This window comes from Amycolatopsis sp. A133, assembly GCF_031082405.1.
Taxonomy (GTDB): Bacteria; Actinomycetota; Actinomycetes; order Mycobacteriales; family Pseudonocardiaceae; genus Amycolatopsis.
Window position 1 is genome coordinate 226104 of sequence record NZ_JAVHJU010000043.1, and the last position, 23709, is coordinate 249812.

20 protein-coding genes are annotated in these 23709 nt (G+C 70.5%); 6 read left to right on the plus strand and 14 right to left on the minus strand.

From position 1 onward, the window contains the following. The 5 genes from Q5425_RS28100 to Q5425_RS28120 are packed head-to-tail and all read right to left on the minus strand — an operon-like array spanning position 1 to position 4437. Positions 1–852, minus strand: coding sequence for a hypothetical protein (locus Q5425_RS28100; RefSeq protein WP_308675325.1), 852 nt, complete (start codon positions 850–852; stop codon positions 1–3). Next, positions 849–2057 carry an acyl carrier protein gene (locus tag Q5425_RS28105; protein WP_308675326.1) on the minus strand — a complete coding sequence of 403 codons (1209 nt, stop codon included), beginning with the start codon at positions 2055–2057 and terminating at the stop codon, positions 849–851. The genes Q5425_RS28100 and Q5425_RS28105 overlap by 4 nt, the downstream gene beginning before the upstream one ends. Further along, positions 2054–3022: a beta-ketoacyl synthase N-terminal-like domain-containing protein gene (locus Q5425_RS28110; RefSeq protein WP_308675327.1), complete on the minus strand. Its 969-nt coding sequence runs from the start codon at positions 3020–3022 to the stop codon at positions 2054–2056. Before Q5425_RS28110 ends, Q5425_RS28105 begins: the two co-directional genes overlap by 4 nt. After that, positions 3023–4171 (minus strand): beta-ketoacyl synthase N-terminal-like domain-containing protein, encoded by a 1149-nt coding sequence (locus Q5425_RS28115; RefSeq protein ID WP_308675328.1) that lies wholly within the window; start codon positions 4169–4171, stop codon positions 3023–3025. Beyond that, positions 4168–4437, minus strand: a complete 270-nt coding sequence (locus Q5425_RS28120) for an acyl carrier protein (protein WP_308675329.1) — start codon at positions 4435–4437, stop codon at positions 4168–4170. Before Q5425_RS28120 ends, Q5425_RS28115 begins: the two co-directional genes overlap by 4 nt. 183 nt (positions 4438–4620) lie before the next feature. Between Q5425_RS28120 and Q5425_RS28125 the strand changes: the two genes are divergently transcribed. Then, the gene (locus tag Q5425_RS28125; RefSeq protein WP_308675330.1) at positions 4621–5829 is read left to right on the plus strand and encodes a beta-ketoacyl-[acyl-carrier-protein] synthase family protein; all 1209 of its coding nucleotides are present in this window, start codon (positions 4621–4623) and stop codon (positions 5827–5829) included. 11 nt (positions 5830–5840) lie between these two features. Continuing rightward, the gene (locus Q5425_RS28130; RefSeq protein ID WP_308675331.1) at positions 5841–6911 is read left to right on the plus strand and encodes a beta-ketoacyl synthase N-terminal-like domain-containing protein; all 1071 of its coding nucleotides are present in this window, start codon (positions 5841–5843) and stop codon (positions 6909–6911) included. 24 nt (positions 6912–6935) lie between these two features. Here Q5425_RS28130 and Q5425_RS28135 read toward each other — a convergent pair whose 3' ends face one another. Genes Q5425_RS28135 through Q5425_RS28150 form a run of 4 tightly spaced genes read right to left on the minus strand, consistent with a single transcriptional unit; the run spans position 6936 to position 11887 of the window. Beyond that, positions 6936–7787, minus strand: coding sequence for an ABC transporter permease (locus tag Q5425_RS28135; RefSeq protein ID WP_308675332.1), 852 nt, complete (start codon positions 7785–7787; stop codon positions 6936–6938). Next, positions 7784–9796: a 1-deoxy-D-xylulose-5-phosphate synthase gene (locus Q5425_RS28140; protein ID WP_308675333.1), complete on the minus strand. Its 2013-nt coding sequence runs from the start codon at positions 9794–9796 to the stop codon at positions 7784–7786. The genes Q5425_RS28135 and Q5425_RS28140 overlap by 4 nt, the downstream gene beginning before the upstream one ends. Next, positions 9796–10851, minus strand: coding sequence for a hypothetical protein (locus Q5425_RS28145; protein WP_308675334.1), 1056 nt, complete (start codon positions 10849–10851; stop codon positions 9796–9798). The genes Q5425_RS28140 and Q5425_RS28145 overlap by 1 nt, the downstream gene beginning before the upstream one ends. After that, on the minus strand, positions 10835–11887 hold the full coding sequence (locus tag Q5425_RS28150) for a patatin-like phospholipase family protein (RefSeq protein ID WP_308675335.1): 1053 nt from the start codon (positions 11885–11887) through the stop codon (positions 10835–10837). The genes Q5425_RS28145 and Q5425_RS28150 overlap by 17 nt, the downstream gene beginning before the upstream one ends. A gap of 204 nt (positions 11888–12091) precedes the next feature. Here Q5425_RS28150 and Q5425_RS28155 point away from each other — a divergent pair, with 204 nt between their 5' ends. Then, positions 12092–13255, plus strand: coding sequence for a cytochrome P450 (locus tag Q5425_RS28155; RefSeq protein WP_308675336.1), 1164 nt, complete (start codon positions 12092–12094; stop codon positions 13253–13255). Between the two features lie 34 nt (positions 13256–13289). Here Q5425_RS28155 and Q5425_RS28160 read toward each other — a convergent pair whose 3' ends face one another. Next, on the minus strand, positions 13290–14150 hold the full coding sequence (locus Q5425_RS28160; protein WP_308675337.1) for a phytanoyl-CoA dioxygenase family protein: 861 nt from the start codon (positions 14148–14150) through the stop codon (positions 13290–13292). 161 nt (positions 14151–14311) lie between these two features. Between Q5425_RS28160 and Q5425_RS28165 the strand changes: the two genes are divergently transcribed. After that, a complete protein-coding gene (locus tag Q5425_RS28165) occupies positions 14312–15346 on the plus strand; it encodes a UbiA family prenyltransferase (RefSeq protein WP_308675338.1) in 1035 nt (344 codons plus the stop codon). After that, on the plus strand, positions 15343–16569 hold the full coding sequence (locus tag Q5425_RS28170; RefSeq protein ID WP_308675339.1) for an FAD-dependent monooxygenase: 1227 nt from the start codon (positions 15343–15345) through the stop codon (positions 16567–16569). The genes Q5425_RS28165 and Q5425_RS28170 overlap by 4 nt, the downstream gene beginning before the upstream one ends. Here the strand turns inward: Q5425_RS28170 and Q5425_RS28175 are convergent. From Q5425_RS28175 to Q5425_RS28190, 4 genes are all read right to left on the minus strand, one after another. Continuing rightward, entirely contained in the window at positions 16524–17723 is a 1200-nt protein-coding gene (locus tag Q5425_RS28175) for a cytochrome P450 (RefSeq protein WP_308675340.1), read from the minus strand. The two genes, Q5425_RS28170 and Q5425_RS28175, sit on opposite strands and share 46 nt — an antisense overlap. Then, complete coding sequence (locus tag Q5425_RS28180) at positions 17720–19015, minus strand: hypothetical protein (protein WP_308675341.1); 1296 nt, start codon at positions 19013–19015, stop codon at positions 17720–17722. Before Q5425_RS28180 ends, Q5425_RS28175 begins: the two co-directional genes overlap by 4 nt. A 92-nt stretch (positions 19016–19107) precedes the next feature. Then, entirely contained in the window at positions 19108–20145 is a 1038-nt protein-coding gene (locus Q5425_RS28185; RefSeq protein WP_308675342.1) for a streptomycin biosynthesis protein, read from the minus strand. 100 nt (positions 20146–20245) lie between these two features. Beyond that, the gene (locus Q5425_RS28190) at positions 20246–22402 is read right to left on the minus strand and encodes a BTAD domain-containing putative transcriptional regulator (protein ID WP_308675343.1); all 2157 of its coding nucleotides are present in this window, start codon (positions 22400–22402) and stop codon (positions 20246–20248) included. 765 nt (positions 22403–23167) lie between these two features. Here Q5425_RS28190 and Q5425_RS28195 point away from each other — a divergent pair. After that, positions 23168–23599, plus strand: coding sequence for an enediyne antibiotic chromoprotein (locus tag Q5425_RS28195; RefSeq protein WP_308675344.1), 432 nt, complete (start codon positions 23168–23170; stop codon positions 23597–23599). Positions 23600–23709 lie beyond the last annotated feature (110 nt).

Genomic DNA, 23709 nt, shown 5'->3' on the forward strand with positions numbered 1-23709 from the left:
CTACCGGCATTCGCTGATCTCGCGCAGCGCGAGGACGAACGACTCGATGTGGAGGACCGGCCTGGAGTCGACCAGGGTGCGCCCGGCGACGATGGCGGTGTCGTCGATGGCGCGGACCATCGAAACTTCGTGCACGAGCACATCGCCCGGCAGAACCGGGCGGGTGAACCGCACACCACCGAGCGCACCGGCGAGTTCCACCTTTCCGGCCAGCACGTCCGGATTGGGTCTTTCCCACACGGCGAGCAGGGCTGCCGCCTGCGCACACGACTCCAGGACCAGCGCGCGCGGGTACTGGACCGTGCCGATGCTTTCGGCGATGCCGCCGCGCTGGAAACACGGTTCCGCGGCCGAGATCACTTTGCGCGCCACCAGCGACTCACCCGGCCGAACCTCGTCCACCCGGTCGAGCAGCAGGCTCGAGCCGCGGTGCGGAATCGTCCGCATGATCCGGTCCAGCCGGTGCCCTTCCGGTGACTCCACGGGCGGATCACCGAACGTCATGCGGAACTCGGCCACCCGGCCAGCGTCCGTCCGCGCGGTCGCCTTGACCGACAACCCCCCGGTTCCGGCAACCGCCGCGACGTCCGTGAACACCCGCTCGCCCGGGCGGACCGGCCGGAGGAACCGGGCACGGTCGAGCGCGACGAGCTCACACCGCGGGTCGTGGCCCCACGCGCGAACCGTGCGGACGACCGCTTCGACGAGCATCACCCCGGGGAGCACCGGAAACCCCGGGTAGTGCCCGGCGAACACCTCGTCCCGCGGGTCGACCAGGAACGCCGAGGACACGCCGTCCGCCGATCGCCCCAGCACCTCGACGTCGGCCGGCAGTGCGAAGGCCATCGTCATCGCGGCCCGCCGAGCTTGCGGGCGAGCAGGTCGTGGGTGGCCCGCACGGTCGCGAGCAACGTCCGCTCCCCCTCGGTGAACCGCACCTCGTACTGCTTCTCCAGGCGTGCAGTGATCTCCATCGCCATCAGCGAGTCCGCGTCGAGATCGGTGAAGAAGTTGTCCTCGGCGCCGATCTCGGCGGCGTCGAGGTCCAGGACGTCCGCGACGAGCCGCCGCACTTCCTGCTCGTCGGGCCCGGCCGGTTCGCTCGTCGTCACCGCCTTTCCCGACAGCCCGTCGAGCAGCCGCGCGCCGAACGGGACCAGCCGCCAGTCACGGCGGTTCTCGATCACCGCGTAGCCGTGGGTGATCCGGCCGGTCGAGGTGTGCACGAGTGCGCCGTCGCGGACCACGAAGGTGTCCATCCGGGCCGTGTAGGTGAGGTTCTTGAAGATCTCCTCGACGGTGAAAACCGTGTAGAGCTCCTCCTCCATCCGCGCCTCGTCCAGCACCGTGATGGCGGACCGCGGCACGACCGGAATCAGGTTCTGCTCGTCGAGCAGCTGTTTGATGGAGATGCCGCGGTCGGCGAGGAACAGGTCGACGACCTCCTCCATCAGCCGCAGGCAGCCCGACATCTGCAGGTACTCGGTGAAGTGGCAGTAGAAGTAGGGAATCCGCCACCGCCACACGAAGGCGTTGCGCCCGGCGGCGAGCAACGCGGGCGGATCGGTGACGCCGAGATCGACGTCGGGCTGACGGACACCGGGCCCGTTCGCCGAGGTCAACCGGGCGACGGTGAACGGCGCGAGCTCGGCGGGCACCGGCTCGTCGCCGGCCCTCAGCTTGACCTCCACCTTCGATGTCGCTGCCTTGAGCACGGTGTCGCGTGGCACGCGCAGGGTGACCGTGAACCGGAGTTCGTCGTCGGCGGCGCCGGTCGTGCGCACCACCTCGGCCTCGACTTCATCGTCGATGTGGAAGGCGTGCAGGACCCTCGTGTCGATGTCCACGATGTCGGTGCACAGGCCGTACCGCTCGTACAGCTCGCCGGGTGGCAGGCCGGCCTGCCGAAGGTGGTCGTACACCGCCTCTTCGACGAGGTAACCGACGTGCTTGAAACCGATCCACGTGCAGATGTTGGCGCCCTCGTAGCGAGGCCGCATCCGCCGCGTGCTCGGCTCGATCAGCGCACGAACCGTTCCGGCGCTCAGAGTGGTCATGTCAGCTCCATCAGGTCACTGTCCGACAGGGAAGCGGCCGCCTCGGCGACCACCAGAGCGGCGGTGGTCCGGTCGTCGCCGCACACCGCCAACGCGGGGCCGGTCCGCGAGCCGCCCCGCAGCCAGGCCGTCGCGGCAGCCACCTGCAGCACACCCAGCGCACCACTCGCGGGAGGCAGCGCCGAAGCGAGATCGCACACCTCGGCGTCCACTGCGGACTCACCGGGCCCGAGCCGCAGTCCGATCCGCCCGGTCCGCGGAGACACCGCATCGATCGCGTCGACGGCTCGGCGGCACTTCGCGTACCGGCCGATTCCGGCGCGGATCCCCGTGCCGGTGGTGGCGGGCAGATCGTCCCTCTCCAGCACGATCGCGGCCGCGCCGTCGAACAACGCGCCGCCACCGTCGTCGACCACGTGCCGGACCTCCGGCAGATCCGGCTCGACGCCGACGACGAGGACGCGGGTGACCCGGCCCGCCGTGATCAGCAACCGGGCCCAGCGCACCGCGTCCAAACCGGACGTCGGCCCGTTGCACAAGGTCACGTTGGCACCGCGCAGGCCGTGGGTGATCGCCAGCCACGAGGCGGTGACGTTGCTCGACGTGGCCGGCAGCATCATCGGGCTGGTCCCGAGGTAGGTGTGCTCGTCGATCGTCCGCACCGTCTGGCAGACCGTGTCGAGGTTGCCGAAGTTGGAGCTGGTCACCACGCCGAACGAGTCGTCCGGCGTGGCCGGCGTGACGACTTCGAGCAGGCCGGCGTCGGCGAGCGCCGCACGCGCGGCGACCATGCCCAGCCGGGTCGCCCGGTCCTTGTAGCGCAGCCCCCGCCCGGTGAGGCTGTCCACCGGATCCGGTGCGGCGGGGTCGGCCGGGCCGCCGGCCAGCAGTTCGGCCGGTGAGCCGAGGCCGCGAACCGCGATCCCCGCACCGGTGACGACCACCCTCGTGGGTCCCGCTCGCATTCAGGCCACCTTTTCGACGATCGCGACCGCGTTCAGGCCGCCGAAACCGAAGGAGTTGACCTGCGCGAGAGCCGCATCGGTGTGCACGGCGGCCGGCCGGGCGAGCCGGAACCCGGCGACCGCGGGCACCGGGTCGGTCAACCCGACGATCGGCGGCACGACACCGGCGCGCATCGACTCCACCGCGGTGATCAGGCTGTGCAGACCGGAGGCACCCGCGGTGTGCCCGGTCATCGACTTGATCGCGGTCATCAGCGGCGACGGGCTCGCCGGCAGGTCGAAGACCTCGGCCAGTGCCGCCGCCTCGGCCTCGTCGTTGAGCGGGGTCCCGGTGCCGTGCACCATGACCAGGTCGATGTCGGCCGGCCGGACGCCTGCTCGCCGATGGGCCTGCCGGACGGCATCGGCGATGCGCTCCGCACGAGGTGCCGACGGGTGGTCGGCGTCGCAATTCACCGCCGTGCCGAGGATCCGGGCGTGCACCCGGCCGGACGGGCCCGGACCGTCTTCCTCGCGCCGCACCACGATCGCGGCGGCGCCTTCACCCTGGAGCATGCCCCGGCGATGGCGGTCGAACGGCCGCACGGCATCCGGCGCCTCCGGGTAACACCGGTCCAGCAACCCGTGGGTGCTCTCGGTGATCGAGTCGACACCGGCCACCACGACGGTGTCCGCTTCGTACAACGCGAGCAGGTCGCCGCCGAGGGCGAGGGCGTAGAGCGAGGCTGCGCAGGCGTTCGCGATGGTCTCGGTGTGCACCGCTCCGAACCGGCGCTCCAGCATCGGGCCGAAGTTGAGGTCCCGCACGTCGAAGGACGTCCCGTCCCGCCACGACAGCTCGACCGAACGCAGTTCGCGCAGCGTGGTCCCGACCAGAACCGGGATCTCGCCGAGATCCTCGTCGAGCCCCGCGTCGGCCAGCGCGGCCGTGACGGCCCGGTCGAGCCAGCGCGTGGCCCGCAGGGGGACGTCCTTGCCGAAGTCCGGCCGGTCGTCGATCTCGTACAGCCGGTGCGCCCGGAACTTCGTGCGGTCGAAGCCGCGCATGTCGGCTATCCCGCTGTGGCCGCTGACCAGCGAGTCGAAGATCTCGGGGACCGTACCGCCGATGCTCGCGACCGCGCCCATTCCCACCACCGCGAGGCTCAACGAGCCGCTGCCTGTTCCACGACCCGGTACACGCCGGCGAGGTTGACCATTTCGGCGAGTGCGGACTGGTCGATGGTGATCTGCTGGGTGCGTTCCAGTACGGCGAGGATTTCGATGGCCCGCAGGGAATCCGCGTCGTGGTCCTCTTTGAACAGCGAGGTCTCGGTGACCTCGCCCTCGTCGATCTCGAGGATCTCGCACACAGTGGTCTTGATCTGTTCCCGGCGTTCGCCGGTGATTCCGGCCGGGGTGCCCGAGGGCGTCATGGCATGCTCCGATCTGTTTCCACACAGGCGAGGCGGACCACGCGCTCGACGTCCGGCCGCCGTGGCCGAGCCTAGATCCGGCCGCTGCAGCGGAGCTGTACCGCGGTTTCCCGGCACTGCACGCAGACTTCCGCCCGTCCGCGCAGTCGAACAGCGATCCGCTCCGACACAATCCCGGGGGTGATGAACGAGCCAGAACGGGTGGTGATCTCCGGGCTGGGTGTCGTGTCGAGCATCGGGATCGGTGCCGAGGCGTTCACGGCCGGACTGCGGGCCGGGCGTGACGGCGCCAAGCCGATAACCTCCTTCGACACCGCCGGGTTCGAGCGCGGCATCGGCACCGAGATCCCCGGGTTCACCGCGGCCGACTGGCTGCGCGTCCTCGACCCGGCCACCGTCGGCCGGGCCGCCCAGCTGTCGGCTGCCGCAGCACGTCTCGCGGTCCGGGACGGTGACCTGTCCGACCGGCACCTGCGTCGGCGCACGCTGGTCTCGGTCGGCACCACCGACGGCGAATCGCAGGACCTCGACGCCCTGGCGGCGCAGCAGGTGCACCGCGGCATCGAGCAGGTCGACCCGCGGCTGGCCGGCCGGGTGTCGGCGGGCCGGCTCACCGCGAGCATCGTGGCCGAACTCGGCCTCGACGACGTCGAGGCGGTCACGATCGGGACAGCGTGCGCCGCCGGCAACTACGCCATCGGCAGCGGTGTCGACGCGATCCGCGCCGGCGACGTCGATCTCGCGCTCTGCGGCGGGGTCGACGCGATGTGCCGCAAGACGTTCGCCGGTTTCCACCGCCTCGGCGCGGTTTCACCGGACCGCTGCCGGCCGTTCGACCGCGATCGGGCCGGCATCCTCCCCGGCGAGGGTGCGGCCATCCTGGTGCTGGAGAGCCTGGCCTCGGCGCGGGCACGCGGCGCCCGCATCCACGCGGAGGTGCTGGGCTACGGCCTGAACTGCGACGCGCGCAGCCCGGTGGCACCCGACAAGGCAACGCTCGCCGACTGCATGCGGCTCGCCCACGCCGACGCCGGCGTGCAGCCGGCGGACATCGACTTCGTCTCCGCACACGGCACCGGCACCAGGGCCAACGACCTGACCGAGGCCGGCGCGATCCGGGACGTGTTCGACGTCCCGCCACCGGTGGTGTCGATCAAGAGCATGCTGGGGCACACCATGGGCGCCGCCGGCGCGCTCGCCGTCGCAGCGGGTGCGCTGGCGATCACGAACGGCTTCATCCCACCGACGATCAACCACCGGGAGACCGACCCGGAGTGCGATGTCGACTGTGTACCGAACACCGCCCGGGCCGGTCGCGTCGACGTCGTGCAGAACAACGCGCTCGCGTTCGGCGGCAACAACTGCGTGGTGGTCCTCGGCCGCCTGAAGTGAGGAAAAGCATGATGGCTCATGGGTTCCCGGCCGACCGTGGTGGAGATCTGGTCCTCTCGACCTGGTCGGCGGTGTCCCCCTTCGGGTGGGGACACGAAGCCTTCGCCGACGGGTTGCGCGCCGGACGCACGGCTCTCACGCCCCTCGACGACAAGACACTGCCTCCCGGTGTCGCGACAGCGGGCGTGATCCCGGACTTCAGCCCGGAGTCGGCGTTGGGGCGCAAAGGAACGAGGTCGATGGACCGGGTGACCGCGATCGCCGTCAAGGCGGTCGGCCTGCTGGTCGAGCGGTGCGGGCCCGGATTCCTGGCGACGCCGGAACGAGTGGGCCTGACGCTGGGGACCGGTTCCGGCAGTGTGCAGAGCGTGATCGACTTCAGCGTGGACTCGCTCACCGGCGCCCGGCCCTACGACGTGGACCCGGCGCGTTTCCCCAACACGGTGATGAACAAGGCGGCCGCGGAAAGCGCGATCTGGCACGGTGTCCGCGGCCCGAACACGACAGTGGTCGGCGAGAACGCGACCGGCCTGCTCGCGCTGAGCAACGCGGCCAGGCTGCTGCGTGCCGGTCGCTGCGACCGGGTACTGGTCGGGTCCGTGGAGGAGTACACGCCGCAACGGGCGTGGTTTTCCTGGCACGCGGGCCAGCACCGGCCCCTGGGCGAGGGCGGCGCGGTGTTCGTCCTCGAACGTCGCCACGACGCAGCCGATGCCGGTCGCACCCCGCAGGCGACGCTGCTGAGCACCCGGTTCCGCGCGTTCCACGCCCCAGCCGACCGCGAACGCGCCCTCGCTCAGTGTGTCACCGACGCACTGAGCGATGCGGCCGCACATCCCGGCGACATCGGCGTCGTGGCGCCGTCCGGCGACGAGACCGGATGTTCGGCGTTGACCGGCGTGTCACGGAACCCGCAGTGGCTGCACTGCAGCGCGTGGCTCGGCGAGACTTCGGCCGCGTCGGCCGGCTTCCAGCTGGCCGCTGCCCTGGTGACCGGTGCGAACTGCGCGCCCGGCACACTCGCGCTGATCACCAGCGTCGAACCGGCCGGCACCGTGGGCTGCGCGGTGCTGCGGCTGTGACCCGGCTCCGGCCGGGCCGGCGGGTCAGCCGCTCCGCCGCATCGCGCGCTCACGCCGGACCACCAGGCGGGACCCGGACTCGCGCCGCGCGGAGCGGCGGACCACGACCCACGCGACCGCCAAGCCGATCACCGCCCACGCGCCGAGCACACCCACGCAGGCGACGTGCCGCCAGGAGCCGGCGATCTCCAGCGCGGCCATGCTGTCGGGCAGCAGCGCCGAGCGCATGCCCAGGCCGATCCAGTAGACGGGGAACAGCTGCGCGATCCACTGCAGCCAGACCGGGAACTCCGTGATCGGGTAGAAGATCCCGGACAGCCCGGCCAGTCCCAGGATCGGCGGCAGCATCAGCCCGAGCTTGCGCGCATCGGTCAGCAGCGAGCCGAGCACCGCGCCGAACGCCATCATCGCGACCAGCCCGAGCGGCAGCACCCAGGCGGCCGTCACCCAGAACGCGACGTCACCGACGGATATCCCGTCGAACAGCAGGACGCCGACGACCACCAGGAAGACCATCCTGATCAGGGTCAGCGCGGAGACCGTGATGATCTTCCCGGTCAGGTAGCCGACCACGCCGTTCGGCACCGCTCTGGCCCGCAGCAGCGTGCCGTCCTCGCGTTCGACGACGAGCACCTGGCTCAGGTTGATCAACCCGCCGAGCACGATGTTCAGCCCGACCACGCCGGCGAGCATCGTGCTGCCCAGCGACAGGCCGGCACCCGGCACGTCGACGTCCCGCACGATGAACAGCACGATCAGCAGGATGAGCGTGAAGAAGAAGTTGTTCGCGACATCGCCCGGGCTGGAAAGCATCTGCTTCAGCTCGATCCGGCCACTGGCGCACCCGGACCGCAGCGCGGCCACCACCGGGCTCATCGGGTCACCTCCCCGTCCTCGGCGAGGGCAGCCTCGATGTCGCCGGCCAGCGCGGACGGGGTGAGTCCCATCGACGCGAGGATCGACGGTCGCTTGTTGTGCCCGATGAACTCCTGGTCGACACCGTACGTCCGCACCCGGGTGTCCACCCCCGAGTCCCGCAGCAGCCGGGCGACCGCGTCGCCGACCCCGCCGACCCTGCCGCCGTCCTCGACCACGGGCACCAGCCGGTGGTCACGGGCCAAGCCGGCGATGGCCTCGCCGAGCGGCTGCACCCACCGGGGATCCACGACCGTCACCCCGATCCCCCGGCTCGCCAGCAGCCTCGCCGCTTCGACGCAGGTCTGCGCCATCACCCCGACCGCGATCATCAGCACCTCCGGCTCACCGTGGCGGGCGAGCACGTCCAGCCCGGCGACCGAGTCGATCGCCGGCAACTCCGCCGGTAGCGCGCCCTTCGGGTATCGAACCACCGTCGGCGCGTCCGGGATCGCCACCGACTCGCGCAACAGCGAACGCAGGCGAGCGCCGTCCCGGGGGGCGGCCAGCCGCAGCCCGGGCACCACCTGCAGGATCGACATGTCCCACATCCCGTTGTGGCTCGGTCCGTCGTCCCCGGTGATCCCGGCCCGGTCGAGGACCACGGTCACGCCGAGGCGGTGCAGGGCCACGTCCATCAGCAACTGGTCGAGCGCCCGGTTGAGGAACGTGGCGTAGACGGCGACGACCGGGTGCAGGCCGCCCATCGCGAGCCCGGCCGCCGAACCGATCGCGTGCTGTTCGGCGATGCCCACGTCGAAGATCCGGCCGGGAAACGCCTCGGCGAATCCGGCGAGGCCGGTCGGGTGGACCATCGCCGCGGTGATCGCGACCACGTCGGGCCGCTCGCCTCCGATGGCGACGAGTTCGTCGCCGAACACCTTCGTCCAGGTGAGCCCGGCCGAAGGCGCCTTCGAGCCGGTGGCCGGATCGAACGGGCCGGGCGCGTGGAACCGTTCCACGTCGTCGTCTTCGGCGGGCTGATAACCACACCCCTTGCGGGTCAGGCAATGCACCACGACCGGCCGGCGCAACGCCCGCGCCGTCCGGAACGCCCGTTCGAGCTCCTCGACGTCATGGCCGTCGACCGGCCCGAGGTAGGCGAGACCCAGGCTCTCGAACAGGTTCCCGCTTTCCCGGCTCGCCCCGGCCAGCACGGACAGGTGCGTGGCCAGCCCGCCCGCGGTCGGCAGGTACGACCACCCGTTGTCGTTCACCACGATGACGACCGGCCGGTCGGCCGCGGCCGCGATGTTGTTCAGGCCCTCCCAGGCCATCCCCCCGGTCAGCGCGCCGTCGCCGATGACCGCGACGACGGCCGGGCCGGTCCGGCCCTGCAGGTGCAAGGCCTTGGCCAGGCCGTCGGCATAGGCCAGCGCGGTGGAGGCGTGGGAGTTTTCCACCAGGTCGTGCGGGGACTCCGCCCGGCTGGCATAACCGGACAACCCGCCGTCCTGGCGCAGCGAGCCGAAGCCGGACTGGCGGCCGGTCAGCAACTTGTGCACGTAGGTCTGGTGGCCGGTGTCGAAGACGATGTGGTCCTCGGGCGACCGGAACACCCTGTGCAGCGCGATCGTCAGTTCCACCACGCCGAGGTTCGAGCCGAGGTGGCCCCCGGTCCGCGCCACGGTGCCGACCAGCAGGGACCGGATCTCCGTGGCCAGCCGGGCCGTGTCGTCCGCGGTGAGGGGCAGCAGATCCGCGGGCTCGCGGATATCCGGCAGCAGCGAGCCACCGGACCTTCCCGCCTCGACCACCTTGATGGAGCCGGTGGGGCAAGCGTCGGCGGCCGCGCGGACCGCGCCGAGGTCGTCCGGCCCCACCGCTCCGGGTGCTGCCGGCTCGCTCACCCCGTCGACCAGCCGGAAGAACCGGCCGGCGCGCTCGGCGCAGATGCCCGCGCTGATGCAGGTCCGTTCGTCGACCTCGACGTGCAGCTCTCCCGCGTCGCGGTCCTCGGTGGTTGTCATCAGTAGACCCCTTCTGGGGCCGACCGCACGACCTCCAACGGACGGACATTGGCGACACCGTCGGACGGCCAGCGCCCCTCGGGTGCGAAGCGGACCGCTTGGTCGCGTTCCAGGATGTTGGGCAGGAACAGGTCCTCGTGCAGCACGGACAGCACAACCCGGCCGACCTCGCCGTAGGGCACGGTCCGCAGCCAGTCCGACCGATCGGCCACCCGCATGGTGACCTGCGGGTAGTTCGGCACGTACGGCAGCAGGCGGCCGTCGTCCTCCGGGGGCAGGGCAGCGGCGTTGCCGAAGGTGTTCCCGTAGCTGGCGCCGCATATCCCGCCGTCCAGGGCCCGGACGAACTCGCGGCGCATCGCCGGTGTCAGCTGTGTTCCGCTGAGCCGCACGCCGCCGAGTCCCGCGACCAGCTCCGGGTGCCGTTGGGCCAGCACCCGGAACAACGCGGGCGTGGTGTTGAGGTAGTCGATCGGTTGCGTGCGCAGAACCGTGACGATCTGGTCGACCAGGTGCCCGGTGTACCGCTCGGCTTCGGCGGTGCGGCCGTCCCGCAGCAGCCGCTTCACCCACCGGGGATCCATGTCGATGGTGTACGCCCGGCCGCCGAACAGCTCCGTGACCTCCCACACCCCGTTGCCGATCAGGTGCGGGCCGGTCGGGGTGGCCTGCAGCCAGGTGCTGTTCTCCCGGAACCCCTCGGAGACGAACGACCACGCCCGCCAGATCCCCCGGTGCGCCAGCATCCCCGGGGTGTAGAACAGCCGGCAGGGGGTGCCCGTCGTGCCCCCGGTGTCCCAGATCCGGCCGGCCAGCGGCCGGGCGACTGCCTGTGGCACGAGCTCGGTCGGGTCGAGCGACCGCAGTTCGTCCAGCGGCAAGGGCCCGAGGGCCACCAGCTCGTCGTAGTGCTTGATGTCCCGGGGATCGACGGCCAGGCCGGCCAGCCGGTTCAGCCAGTACCGGCTGCCGGTGGCCGGGTCGAAGTGCCGGCGGACCACCCGCCTGGTCCAGTCGTCGAGGTCGGCCGACAGCCATTCATTGCACTGATCCACGAGGGAATGCCCGAGCATGGTCCTTTTCCGCGGTCAACTCGATGCCGAGGTCGTACAGCGAGTAGGTGAACTGTTCGATGTCAGCGACGGTGGTGACTTCGAGGTTCTCGAACGGGAACTCGAACAGCGAGACGGGAAGTGCCTGGCCGATCGTCGCGGCGATCTCCACACCGTGTGCCGACAACCCGGCGACGATGTGCTGCATCCGCGTCGTCACGACCGTGTTCAGCAGGATGTCCCGCCGGACGTCCTCGGCGGTGGACAGCCGGCCCTCTCGCAGCGACGAGAACAGCGGGACCACCGGAGCGCAGATCTCCAGCTGGCCGAGGAAGGGCTCCAGAGCATCGTGGACGAACTGCTGCAGCGGGCTGTGGCCACCGTAGCGCACGCCGAAAACGACCACCTGGTCCTCCGGCGCCTCGGCGGCCAGTTCCCGCAGGGCGCTGCGATAGCCGGACAGCAACACCATTTTGGCGTCGCCTTCGCGCAGCTCGCCGTAGTCCGCCGCGAGGTGCACGTGCTGCCGGCCGGGCTCGCAGTACCAGTCCACGCTCCTCTCGCGAGGAATCCAAGCGAACGCGATGCCCCGCAGCGGCTCGCCCGCGGGGGCGAGCGGGAGCTCCTCGAGGAAGGAGAGCAGCCGGAACAATTCCGGCCGGCTGAGCGCGCCGCTGACGCAGGCCGCGATCATCCCGCCGAGACTCGAGCCGGCCACCACGTCCGGCCGGATTCCCCGCTCGGCCAGCGCGTCGGTGAGGCCGAGCGAATACGACGCCTGCCGCATCGTCGCCACCTTGCGGTACTCGTGTTGCGTCGCGGTCTCTCCGGCGTTCAGGTGGGCGGTGAGGTCCTGGGAGAGCGTGTCCCGGACCGCAACGCCCGTCCACTCCCCCACGTCGTCGCACAACCGCCGCATCGCCTCGTGGCGGTCGTGGAGTTCCCGGCCGAACGGGGTCAATCCGGTGCCGCCACCGAAAATGTATCCGACTGACAAGAGCGTCTCCAGTTCCTGCTCGGGCGCCCGGACCGACGTCACGACCGAACTCTACGATTTCCGCCTGTACGGACGCTGCAGCACACCGGCAATATCGGCAATTTTGCGGTCGGCCGGTACTGGAAAACGCGAACAGTTGCCGCACATTTGACACTTCCGAGGACCGACCATAACCTGAACGGCACTCTGCCCGCGGCACGTTGATTTGCCGCACATCCCGTCAAGCCCGAACCACCGGAGCGCGGAATGCCCGAAAGCACGAGACTGCCGCTCGACCGTCCCGACCGATTCCGGCCGCCGCCCGCCTACGCCGAACTCACCGAGCGCTGCCCGGTGGCGAAGGTGGCCACGCCGGACGGTGGTGAAGCGTGGCTGATCACCGGCTACGCGGCAGCCAAGGCAGTACTGGCCGATACCCGCTTCGGCGTCACCCAGCCCGGCAACGCCGGAACCGACGCCCACTCGCCGCTCGGCGAAGGCCCCCGCCACCAGCGGTTCCGGCGCTTGGTTTCCGGCCTGCTCACGGCCCGCCGGATCGCCGGCTTCCAGCCCCGGGTCGTCGAGATCGCCCGGCGGCTGGTTCGCGACATGCTCGCACAGGGTCGTGGCGTCGACCTCGTGGCGGCGCTCGCGCGCCCGTTGCCGCGCACGGTGATCTGCGAGCTGCTCGGGATCGAGATCGAGGACGACGAGCAGTTCCACACCTGGGTCGAGTCCTCGGTGGCGCTCGTGGTGCCACCCGACGACCCCGAGGCGGTCGCCCGGTACGTCGCTTCCGCGCAGGAGCTGTGGGAGTTCATGACGGCCGCGGTCGAGAAGCGGTACCGCGAACCGGATGACGGCCTGTTGAGCGCGATCATCCACGGCGAGCGGGAGATCACCGCCGACGAGGTCGTGCTCACCGGGATCACCGTGCTGATCACCGGCTACATCACCACCGCCAACGCACTGTCGGTCGGCATCGTGGACCTGGCCCGGTCGCACGGGTTCGCCGCCCTGTCGACGACAGCGGATCTGGACCGCACGACCGAGGAGGTGCTGCGCCGGCAGAGCGGTCCGGGCAACGAGGCGCTGCCGCGCTGGGCGAGCGAGGACATCGACCTCGACGGCACGTCGATCCGGGCCCAGGACCTGGTGCTGGTCAGCCTGGAGGCGGCGAACCACGATCCGGGGCAGTTCGCCGGCCCGGACGAGTTCGAACTCACCCGCCGGACCAACTCGCACCTGGCGTTCGGCTACGGCCGGCACCACTGCCTCGGCGCCGGCCTGGCGCGGATCGAACTGCGGGCGGCCATCCAGGAGCTCGCCGCGCAGTGCCCGACCCTGACCATCGCCGAACCGCTGAGCGAGATCCAGTGGACCGGCCACCACTTCGAGGACGGGCCGGCGGTCATCCACGTGACCTGGTGACCGGTTCACTGGCGGGAGCCACCGGGAAGATCAGTCAGCTGACGGGTGTGGGCACCGCTTCCACCGCGACCCGGGCCAGCGCGTCCCGGGGGTGTCCACCCTCGAACAACCCGAGCACCATCTCCGGCGAGTAACCGAGCAGGTCCTGCACCTCCTGCGGCAGCCCGGCCGCCACCGCAGGCGGCACGCTCAGCGTGGTGTTCTCCACCTGCCGCAGCCAGCCCACCTGGTATCCCAGCGAGAACAGGCGCCGCGACTCGTCAGCCGTCTCGTTGGCCCCACCGGCGTGCACCAGGTCGGAACGGAACACCAGCGCGTCCCCCTTGGCCATCACGGCCTGGATCGCCCCGTCCCACGACGGCTCGTCGTCGCGGCCGTGACTGTCCAGCACCACCCACGTCGCCCCGTTGCGCTCGGTGAAGTCACTCATCGCGCCCATCACGGTGATCGCCACCGCGTCCTCGCCGATCGGCAGGTGGTACCAGGCCGACGTGTCGCGGTGCAGGCCCTGGACCGGCTGGCCCGGCCGCCGCTCCATGTACTCGCAGATGGTGAGCAGCGTGTTGCTCGTCTTGTTCGCCAGTGCCCGGCGGGCGGCCCCGTAGACGTCCGGCTGGACCACCATCTCCGCGGCCGACGGGATCCGGCCGACCAAGCCGTGCAAGGTCACGCTCTCCGGTCCCTGAAACCCGCCGAGAATCGACTCGGCCGCATATTTGCGGCGTTCGGGATTCCGCTCGATGTACTCGTCGACCTCCGCAACGAATCGGTCGCACAGCTCCGGGGAGAATGCCTGCTGCAGGACCGCTGCCCCCCGCTTTTTGATCGCCTCGTCGATTGCCGACGTGTCATAGGGCCGAGCGAACCTCGGCACGGTCTGCGAACCATCAGCCACCGGAAAATTCCTTTCGTTTCAAGAACGACCAGCACCGTCGTGGCACGGTATCCCGGGTTTGCCCGAGGGACAAGAATCGCACTCGAATGCGTTGACCGGGCGCGGACGGCGGTGCCAGCATCGGACACATCGGGGAGCGGCGGAACGGAGAACGATCCGGAATGACGACAACCGGACCGCGTCGGGTGTCATTCGGCGGCAAAGTGCTGGCGCACATCGAGACGTGCCGGCCCGATTCGAGCTTGTACGTCGGGATCGTCGGCGTCGCGGGCGCATTGCTGGCATCAGCCGACCCGACCGGGTGGCAGCTCGCCGGGGCCTGGCTGGCACCCACGCTCGGCTGGCTGGCCTCGCTGTACGGTGGCGACTACTACGACCGGGACCTGGACGCCATCGGGAAGCGGCACCGGTCGATACCCTCCGGCCGGATGAGCGCGGGCGCGGCCTTCGCCGGCATGGTGGTGACCATCGTCCTCGGCACGGCCGTGGCCCTCGCGCTCGATCCGCTCAACATCGTCCTGGTGGCACTCGCCGGCGGGCTGGGCTTTTCGTACAGCAAGTGGCTCAAGGCCCGCGGGATCCTCGGGAACATCGCCCGAGGCGGGCCGACGGCGTTCTCGCTGTTGCTCGGTGCGACGTCGGTGCGCGGCACGATCCCCCTCGATCTCGTGCCGATCGCGCTGATGTTCTGGGTGCACGATTCGTCGTCGAACCTGGTGGGCGCGCTCTGCGACCTGGAGAGCGACCGGCGAGGCGGTTGTGCCACCTTTCCGGTCACGCACGGCGACCGCGCCACCATTCGGCTGGTCGCGATCCTGGACGTCGGCTGGCTGGCGTTGGCTGTGGGGGTTCCCCTCGGCTGGCAGCTGTCCGGCACCCGGACCGTGAACTGGCCGATCTTGGGCACCGGCCTCGCGGTCGCCGCGCTGCTCGCCGCCTGGTCGGTCCGGATTCTCCTCCGCGCGCCCCGGCCCACCCCGAGATTGGCCGGGTTGCGCTCGCACGAGGTGATCGTCATCGAGCGGCTGCTGCTGCCCTGCGTGCTGATCGCTGCGACCGCGAGCCCGGGAGCCGCACTCCTCTTCCTCATCCCGTCAGCGCTGATCACGCGATCGGCCCAGCTGCTGATGCGTGGCCGGTACGAACCGGGCCGGGCGGCCCACCGGCCGGGCCGGCTCAAAGGAGCGACATCATGAGCGGACACCACGCGGTTGTGGTCGGTGCCGGCATCGGCGGCCTGGCCGCCGCCGTGGGACTCTCCCGGTCCGGGTGGAACGTGACGGTCCTCGAGCAGGCGCGGGAACTGCGGCCGGTCGGGGGCGGGATCGGGCTGACCCCCAACGGCCTGCACGCGCTGGACGCCATCGAGGCCGGCGAAGCGGTTCGGGCGGCCGGTATCGAGCAGGAGCACGGTGGCATCAGGAACCCGAAGGGCCGGTGGATCTCCCGGACCGACCTCGACTTCATCAAGACGCGTTACGGGCACCCGGTCACGGCCGTCCACCGCGCGAAGCTCATCGACATCCTGGTCGGGCTGCTGCCGGCCGGCACGGTCCGGACCGGCGCCCGGGTGCTGGCGGCTCTTCCGGGTGGGCCGGATGAGCAGGCCGAAGTCCGCACCGAAGACGGCAGCTTCCACGCCGATCTGGTGATAGCCGCCGACGGGATCCACTCGCGGCTGCGCGAGACGTTGTTCCCGCGGAACTCCGGACTCGTCTACGCGGGGTACACGAGTTGGCGATTCGTCCTGCCGGCCACGGACGTCACGCTCGCGGGCGAAACCTGGGGCCGTGGCAAGCGATTCGCCATCCTGCCGCTGGCCGGCGGCCTCGTGCACTGCTCGGCCCTCGCCGTGCGGGCTCCCGGCGGCCATGACGGCGGGGGCGCGACCGAGCTGGCGTGGCACTTCGGTGCGTGGCATTCGCCGGTGCCCGAACTCATCCACGCAGCGGCCGGTCGGACGATCGTGCACGACGACATCGAAGAGCTCGCCGCGCCCCTGCCGGCGCTGCACCTCGGCCGCGTCGTGCTGGTCGGTGACGCAGCGCACGCCATGACCCCCAACCTCGGGTCCGCCTGCCTGGCGCTGGAAGACGCGGTCTCGCTGACCCACGCCGTCACATCGCGCTCTCTGTTCGACGCGCTGGCCTGGTATTCGCGGGTGCGCCGGCCTCGCAGCGCCGCGCTGGCCAAACTTTCGCGGCGGCTCGGCTCACTCGGCAAGATCTCGTTCCCGCCGGCGGCCGCCGTCCGCGACGCGGGATTCCGGGTGGCCGGACTGGCCCCCGCGCTGACCGTGCGCACGCTGGACCGGATGATGGGCTGGCGGCCGCCACCGCTCGCTCCGGTCACCGACGGTTCCGCCGGCCTGCGCTACTTCCAGGTCACGGGCAGCTTCTGCACCCCACGAGTGAGGTAGTTGTGCTTCCAGCCGACCTCCTCCTCCGGCACCGCCAGGCGCAGGTCGGGGAACCGGCCGAGCAGCGAACGCAGGCCGATCTCGAGCTCGGCCTTGGCCAGCTGGGCACCCAGGCAGTAGTGCGCGCCGGCCCCGAACCCCAGGTGCGGGTTGTGCTGCCGGGTGAGGTCGATCTCCTCGGGATTCGTGAACACGCGCGGGTCGCGGTTGGCGGCCGTGGTCGAGGCGATGAGCGCGTCCCCGGCCCGCACCAGCGTCCCGCTGAGCTCCACGTCCTCGGCCGCGTAGCGCGGTGGCGCGCCGTGCACCTCCAGCGGTATCCACCGGATCAGCTCATCGACCGCGGTCGGCATGATCTCCGGGCGGTCGAGCAGCTGCTGCCGCAGTTCCGGCCTGGTCAGCAGGACGTAGATCATCGTCGGCAGCTGGGTACCCGCGGACAGGTAACCGGCCACCAGAACGGTCATCGCCAGCATCGCGAGTTCGACGTCGTCGATGCCCTGGGCGTGCCCCTCGGTGGCGATGAAGCTCAGCAGGTCGTCAGCGGGATCTTCACGGCGCCGCACCAGCAGGTCGTTGTGGTACTGCCACAGCTTCATGGCGGCGTCCTCGTCGGCGTCGTCGGCCATGCCGTCCTCGGCCCATCGGCGGAACTGCGCGCGGTCCTCGTACGGCACACCAAGCACCTCACAGATCAGCGTGAGGGTGAGCGGGATCGAGAACATCTCGGCGACGTCGAACGGCTCGTTCCCGTCCGCGATCCGATCGACCAGCTCTTCCGCGATCTCCGCCACGCGGTTGCTCAGTTGCGCAACGGAACTCCGGGTGAAGGGCGCCGACACCAGGCTCCGCAGTCTGGTGTGATCAGGGGGGTCCATGCTGACCATGCCCGTGCTGAAATCCTCGGCGGTGCCCCTGGGCACGTCCCGCCCCGCGGCCATCGCGCGGGAAAACGAGGGTGACCTGAGCACGGTCTGCACGTCCGCGTGGCGGGTCACCAGCCAGGCGTCTTCGCCGTACTTCAGCCGGATCCGGGAAACCGGCTCGTTCTCCGACAACCACCGGTACAGCGGGTCGACCCCGACACCGACCACACCTCCGAACGGGAAGTCGCGCGGCTGCTTCATGGTCGACGTGTCCGACGTACTGATCACTCTGTTCCCTTCGTCGCCGCCAACTCGGCGCTGTACCCGTGCGCTTCCGCCCGGAGGATCCGGATGATGTCTTCGCGTACCACGGAGATCCGCCGCGCCGAGATCAGCGGATCCGCGTATGACAGCGCGACGCACAGCGCACCGTCGATCTCGTGGAAGACGACCTGGATGCCCACACTGCCAATCCGGTCGGTCGAATTGAGGTGCACCGACCTGAACCTGACGCCGCCGCCGGGTGCACCGAACGACTGACGGCCCATGTTCGACACCGAGAAGCTGTGCCAGAACGAGGTCGACGGGTGTGCCGCCACCCACTGGATCTCCGCGCACAACTGGGCGACCGGGTACTGGGTCAGTCCGGAGAACCCTTCCGCCCGGCGCTGGGACAACTGTGCGGAGACGCTCACCGCGCGCTGCCACAGGGTCAGCTCGTCGGTGGCCCACAACGGGTCGAACACCGGGAAATCCTTCATGTACACGCCGATTTCCTCGGCGGACACCACGGGTTCGAGCGCGTTGCGGACGTCGAACGCGCACAACGCGGGAACCAGCAGCGCCTCCGGGATCGTCTCGAGCAGCGCCTGCTGCACGACCGCGACGAAGAGGGCGTCCATCTTCACCTGAGCGGATCGGCACCGCGCGCGCAGCTCCGTCAGCTCGGCCGCGTCCAGGTAGTCCACCAGGATCACGGTCCGCCGCTGCTGGAGGTCCACCGTCTCGTCGAACGCCCACTCACCGGCCGGCTCGCCCAGCACCACCCCCTCGCCGGCCACGGATCGGCTCGGGACCAGGTGCTCCATCGGCTCGCGGACCGGCAACGGAGCACGCGTGGCCGTCCGGCCGTTGATCGCGTCGACGAGGTGCCGGACGAAGGCGAGCACCGATATCCCGTCCACGATGGCGTGGGCGAACGTCACGACCACGGCGACCACGTCGCCCCCGTCGGTGACCACCAGTGCTCTCCACAGCGGGCCCGCGGTGAGGTCGAGGTACCTGTCGTTCTCGGCGGCCAGCAGCTCCTCGATCGTCCGTGCGCCCCGCTCCTCGACCGTCACCTCGACGTCGTCGAAGGACCGGTCGAACACGAACCGCCACTCCGGCGTCGCACCGGCCAGCCGGGCCCGCAGCAGCGGGTGCAGCCGGCACACCTCACGCAGGCCTTCCCGCACCACCCGCTCCGGCACCGGCCGGTCCAGCTCGCCACCGACAACACTCTGCGTACCACCGGCGAATCCCAGGTGACTCGCGATCAGCACGTTCTCGACCGGCCCGGCGAGGCGTTCGGTCGTCATCTGCGCCTCCTTTCCCTGTGACCACGGCACCGGCCCCGTTCGATCGCTGCGAAAGCGAAGTCGAACGGGGTCGGGCGAACCGGATTGCCCCATCAGCCCGAGCGCCGCTCGGTCGGCAGCGTGCCGCGTTTCCTGAGCTGTTCGGCCAAGTCCTGCCACGCCGCGGCCCGGCGGGCCGCGAGCACGACGAGCGTGTCGACGCAATGCGGCGCGAGCCGGTCCGCCACGGTCGCCCGTGTGTTCGCGTCCAGCGGCCCGATCTCCAGCCAGCGCAACAACGTCCGGCCGGTCTCGGTGAACCGCAGCGCCGGATCCCTGCGCAGGTTTCGCAGCACGTCGAGTTCGTCGGCCACCAGCTTCGGCGCGGGTTCCGGTTCCCGGTCCGATCGCTTACCCGGTTGCGCCCGATTCCGGTTCGGTCGCACCGGATCCAGGCCGACACGAATCCGCCGGCGGACATCCAGGACGGTCGACGGAGCCAGTCCAGCCTCCTCGGCGATCTCGCGGAGGGACGAATCGGGCCGCTGCTGCAGCAACTGCGCCGCCACCTGGCGCCGGGCGGCGGTGTCCGATCGCCTCAGCCGGCCGTCCATCCCTATCCTCGCGGCGGCCTCGTCCGGCTGGACCGCGGAACCGGCCCGGATACCGCGCACGGTCGTCGCGGCGAGGTTGACGATCATCGCGATCATCCGGTCGGACCAGTTCGGGTGTGACTCGATGATCTTGGCCGCTGCGATTCGCCGGTCGGCGAGGGAAAGCGGCAACCCGTGCGTCGTGTTGTTGCGCACGGCCACGGCGAAGGCGTCACACTCCTCCCCGTCGTACCACTGCACGTCGATCACGTCCTGGCCGCGCAGCACCGCGGCCTGCAGCCGGTGCATCCCGTCCACGACGCGCATGGACGGTCGGTGCACGATGATCGGCGGCAACGGCGACGACGACTCCGCCAGCGCCTTGACGTGCTTGTCCACCACGCCTTCCAGCCGTGGCGAGTGCGCCGGGAGCAGCGAGTCGATCCGGCACCGGCCGGTCTCCCCGTTGCCGAGCTGCCGGTCCAGCCAGCCGGGGGACCTTCCCCCAGCGTGCCGTCCGCCGGGAACAGCAGCGATTCCGCAGTTGTGTCCAGTCATCCACGATCCCCAGATCTTCCGAGCGGGCCAGGTTCTCCCGGCTGCGACAGTCCTGCAGTGCGATTGCCCGGCGTCGATGACGCGGCCACGGTGAACCGCCTCACCGGAGAGCGGCGGAACCGGACATCGGCCGGAGCCCGTCGAGCTTCGGCAGCAGCACGAGCTCGGCCGTCGCCTGTGCGGCCAGGCGCAGACGCTCCGCGGCGTACCGCCGCAGCAGGCGGTGCAGCCGGTACTCCCCGGGGGCGACTTGGCGGATCAGGTGCGCTTGCGCCAGCGCGTCGAGCACCGTGTCCGCCGTCCCCTGGTCCGCACCGCTCGCCGCGATGGCCTCGACCTGCGTCACGGTGTCCGACGACAGCGAACCGAGTGCCCGGAACAGCCCTTGCGACCTGGTTCCCAACCGGGCGTACGACAATTCGAAGCTGGCCCGGATCGACAGCTGCCGATCCCCTTCGACCCGGAGCAGGTCGAGCGGGTCACCGGCACGCAGCCGTTCCACATAGCGCGACAGGCTGAGCACGGGCTGTTCGGCGAGCTGGACACCGGCGACCGACAACGCCAGCGGCAGATGCCCGCACAGTTCTGCGAGTTCGACGAGGGCGTCCGGGTCCGCGGCGGCCCGGGCGGCGCCGACGAGGTGCGTGAGCAACGTGCCGGCCTCTTCGTCGTCGAACACGTCCAGGCCGACGGTGCGCGCGCCGTCCCTCGCCACCAGACCGGGCAGTCTGGTGCGGCTCGTCAGCAACAGCACACAGCTGCCGGAGCCCGGCAGCAACGGCCGGACCTGGTCCGGCCCGGCCACGTCGTCGAGCACGACCAGCAGGTTGCGGTCGCGCACCACCGTCCGCCACAGCGCGGAGGCCTCCTCCACCGAGGACGGCACTTGATCGGCCGGGACCCCGAGGCTGCGCAGGAACTCGCCGAGCAGGACAGCCGGGTCTCGCTGCTCACCCGGTGCGTGGCCCCGCATGTCGGCGTACAGCTGCCCGTCGGGGAACCGGTCCCGCGTCCGGTGGGCGACCTGCAGCGCCAGCGCGGTCTTGCCGATCCCCGGCATCCCCGTGACGGCGACCACCGGAGCACCCTGGCCGCACAGGAGGCCGGCCACCTGCCGCACTTCCCCGGTCCGGCCGGTGAAGCCCGGCACCCCGGCGGGAACCTGGGCCGGCGGACGACGGCGGGTCGCCGTGCGCACCCGCCGGGCGTCGGGTGCCTGCTCGGCGGTGGACTCCTCGCGCAGGATGCTCAGGTGCACCGCCTGGAGTTCACCCCCTGGCGCGACGCCGAGTTCCTCGCTGAGGTTGCGGCGGATGCCCTCGAAGAGGCGCAACGCGCCGGCTTTCTGGCCGGATCGCACCAGCGCCACCATCAGCCGGGCGTGCAGGCCTTCGTGCAGCGGTTCGTGGTAGGTGAGGTCGAGCAGCTGGTCGAGAACCTCTTCGTGCCGGCCGAGTTCGCCGGCGATGTCCGCGTAGGCCAAGGCGGCACTGAGCCGGCGCTGTCCGAGCGCGACACCGGCGGGGTGCTGGCGCAATCGAGGGGCCGTGTCGGCCAGCAGTGGCCCGCGCCAGCTTTCCAGCGCCCGTCGCAGCATCGCAAAGGCGAGTTCCCGGTCACCGGCCGCCGCCGCGGCACGGGCCCGGTCGCCGAATTCGCAGAACCGCAAGGAGTCCAGCTGATCGGGCCCGACGAGCAACTGGTAGCCGTCGCGCGTCGCGACGATGTCCCAGGCCCCGTTCGCCTCGTCCGGCGCCCGCATCCGCATCCGCAGTCCTCTGCGGAGTCTCGACGCGTAGGAGTGCACCAGGCCGGTGCACGTGGCCGGCGGCGAGTTCTCCCACAGCACATCGATGATCTCGTCCCGGCTCACCACGCCGTCGGCCTGCAGAGCCAGCAACCCCAGCAGACAGCGCTGCTTGGCCGATCCGATGTCGACCGGCTTGCCGCCGACCCTGACCAGCAGCGGACCGAGCACCCCGATCTCCAGCGCGGTCCCGCTCCTGGGCACGGGCACGGCCAGAGGGGCATAGGGCATCAGTGCCGGATCGAGCTCGGCCGCTTCGGCGAGGCGGCGCACCGACTCCGGACGCGGCCGGGTGATCTGGCACTGCTCGATGTAGCGCAGCGTACGCACGCTGACACCGGCCAAGCGAGCTAGCTTCTGCTGTGTCATCCCGATGTTGAGGCGCTGCGCGCGCAACGCCTCGCCGAACACCACGGAACTCGGCCCCGCCGACGGCTCCTGATACCCCATCTGTACCCCCAGCCTCTTGCCACACCGTGGCACCGTGCTCGTCCATCCGATGAGGAACGACGGCGCGGTGCACCCGCGTCCTTCATCCATTCGTCGGGTCGGTCGTCCGCCGGATCGATCCGGCCGCTCGCCGGCGCTTCCCGGTTCACGAACGGAGATCCCTACGGCGCAACCACTCCCGGCCCCCGAATCCGCGATGGGGCAGATCCATTCCCCACTCGCTACCCCCTGGCACTCCACCGGACGCACCCCGGTTCCGGCGGTGCCACGGTGATGTTGCCGACGCCGACCGTACACGCGGGGTTGCGCCAGCGGCAACGATGTCGGAATTCTTGCCGACGGACGCGGGTTCCGCCGGTTTTCTGCCGCCGATTCCGCATGGACACCGCGCCGTCCACATTGAAGAGTCGGCTGACCTCGAGGCTCGCCGGCCTGGCCGGACCACGAAGAAGCGCAACAGCGGAATGAAGTGGGGGACGAATGCCCGCAGACGCGTCGGAAAGCCACGACAATCGGACATCTTGATCGGAACCCGTTGCCGAAACAATCAAGCAACGCTAATGTCGGTCCACGGGCGCCCAACCCCTTGCCGGGCCTGTCGTCATCGACGGGTTTCCGCACTGAACGGCATCAGCCGACTCTGATCACCAACAGCGTTCGACGCCGTTTTCAGTCGACCCGGCAGGGCATTCGATATGGCATGCGTTCTCTATGGGAGGTCGAAAAGCAGTGCTGACGTCCAACAAGGTGGGAATCGCACGAAAGGTGACCGCGGTATTCGCGGTCGCCGCCGGCATCACCGTCCTGTCCGGCACATCACCGGCGGTGGCGGCCGTGACGCCGTCCATCACGGTCGACCCGACGACCGGCCTGGCCGGCGGTGACCGGGTGGCGGTGTACGGCAAGAACTTCCCCGCGGGGCAGGTCATCGCCGTCATCCAGTGCAACGACCCCGGCCACAGTCCGGAAAAGCTCGCTTGCAACCTGGCCGGGTACGTGTCCGAGGCCGCCGATGCCACCGGCGGTTTCACCCAGAAGCTGACCGTCCGCTCGTCGTTCGACGGCGTGAACCTGGTGACCGGCGAGCCGCTCGGAAAGATCGACTGCACCGTCGCACCCGGTTGTACCGTCTTGGCGGCCAACGTGGAGGGTGCGCCCGTTTTCGCAGAACCGGTGCCGATCAGTTTCGGTAGCTGACCCCTGTGACGTCACGCGTTCGAGCCGGACCCCCGCCCGGCTCGAACGCGTGACGCTCCGATTCCGAAGGATGGCAAGATGGCCGGCAAGGCAACCGGATCGGTGTTGGG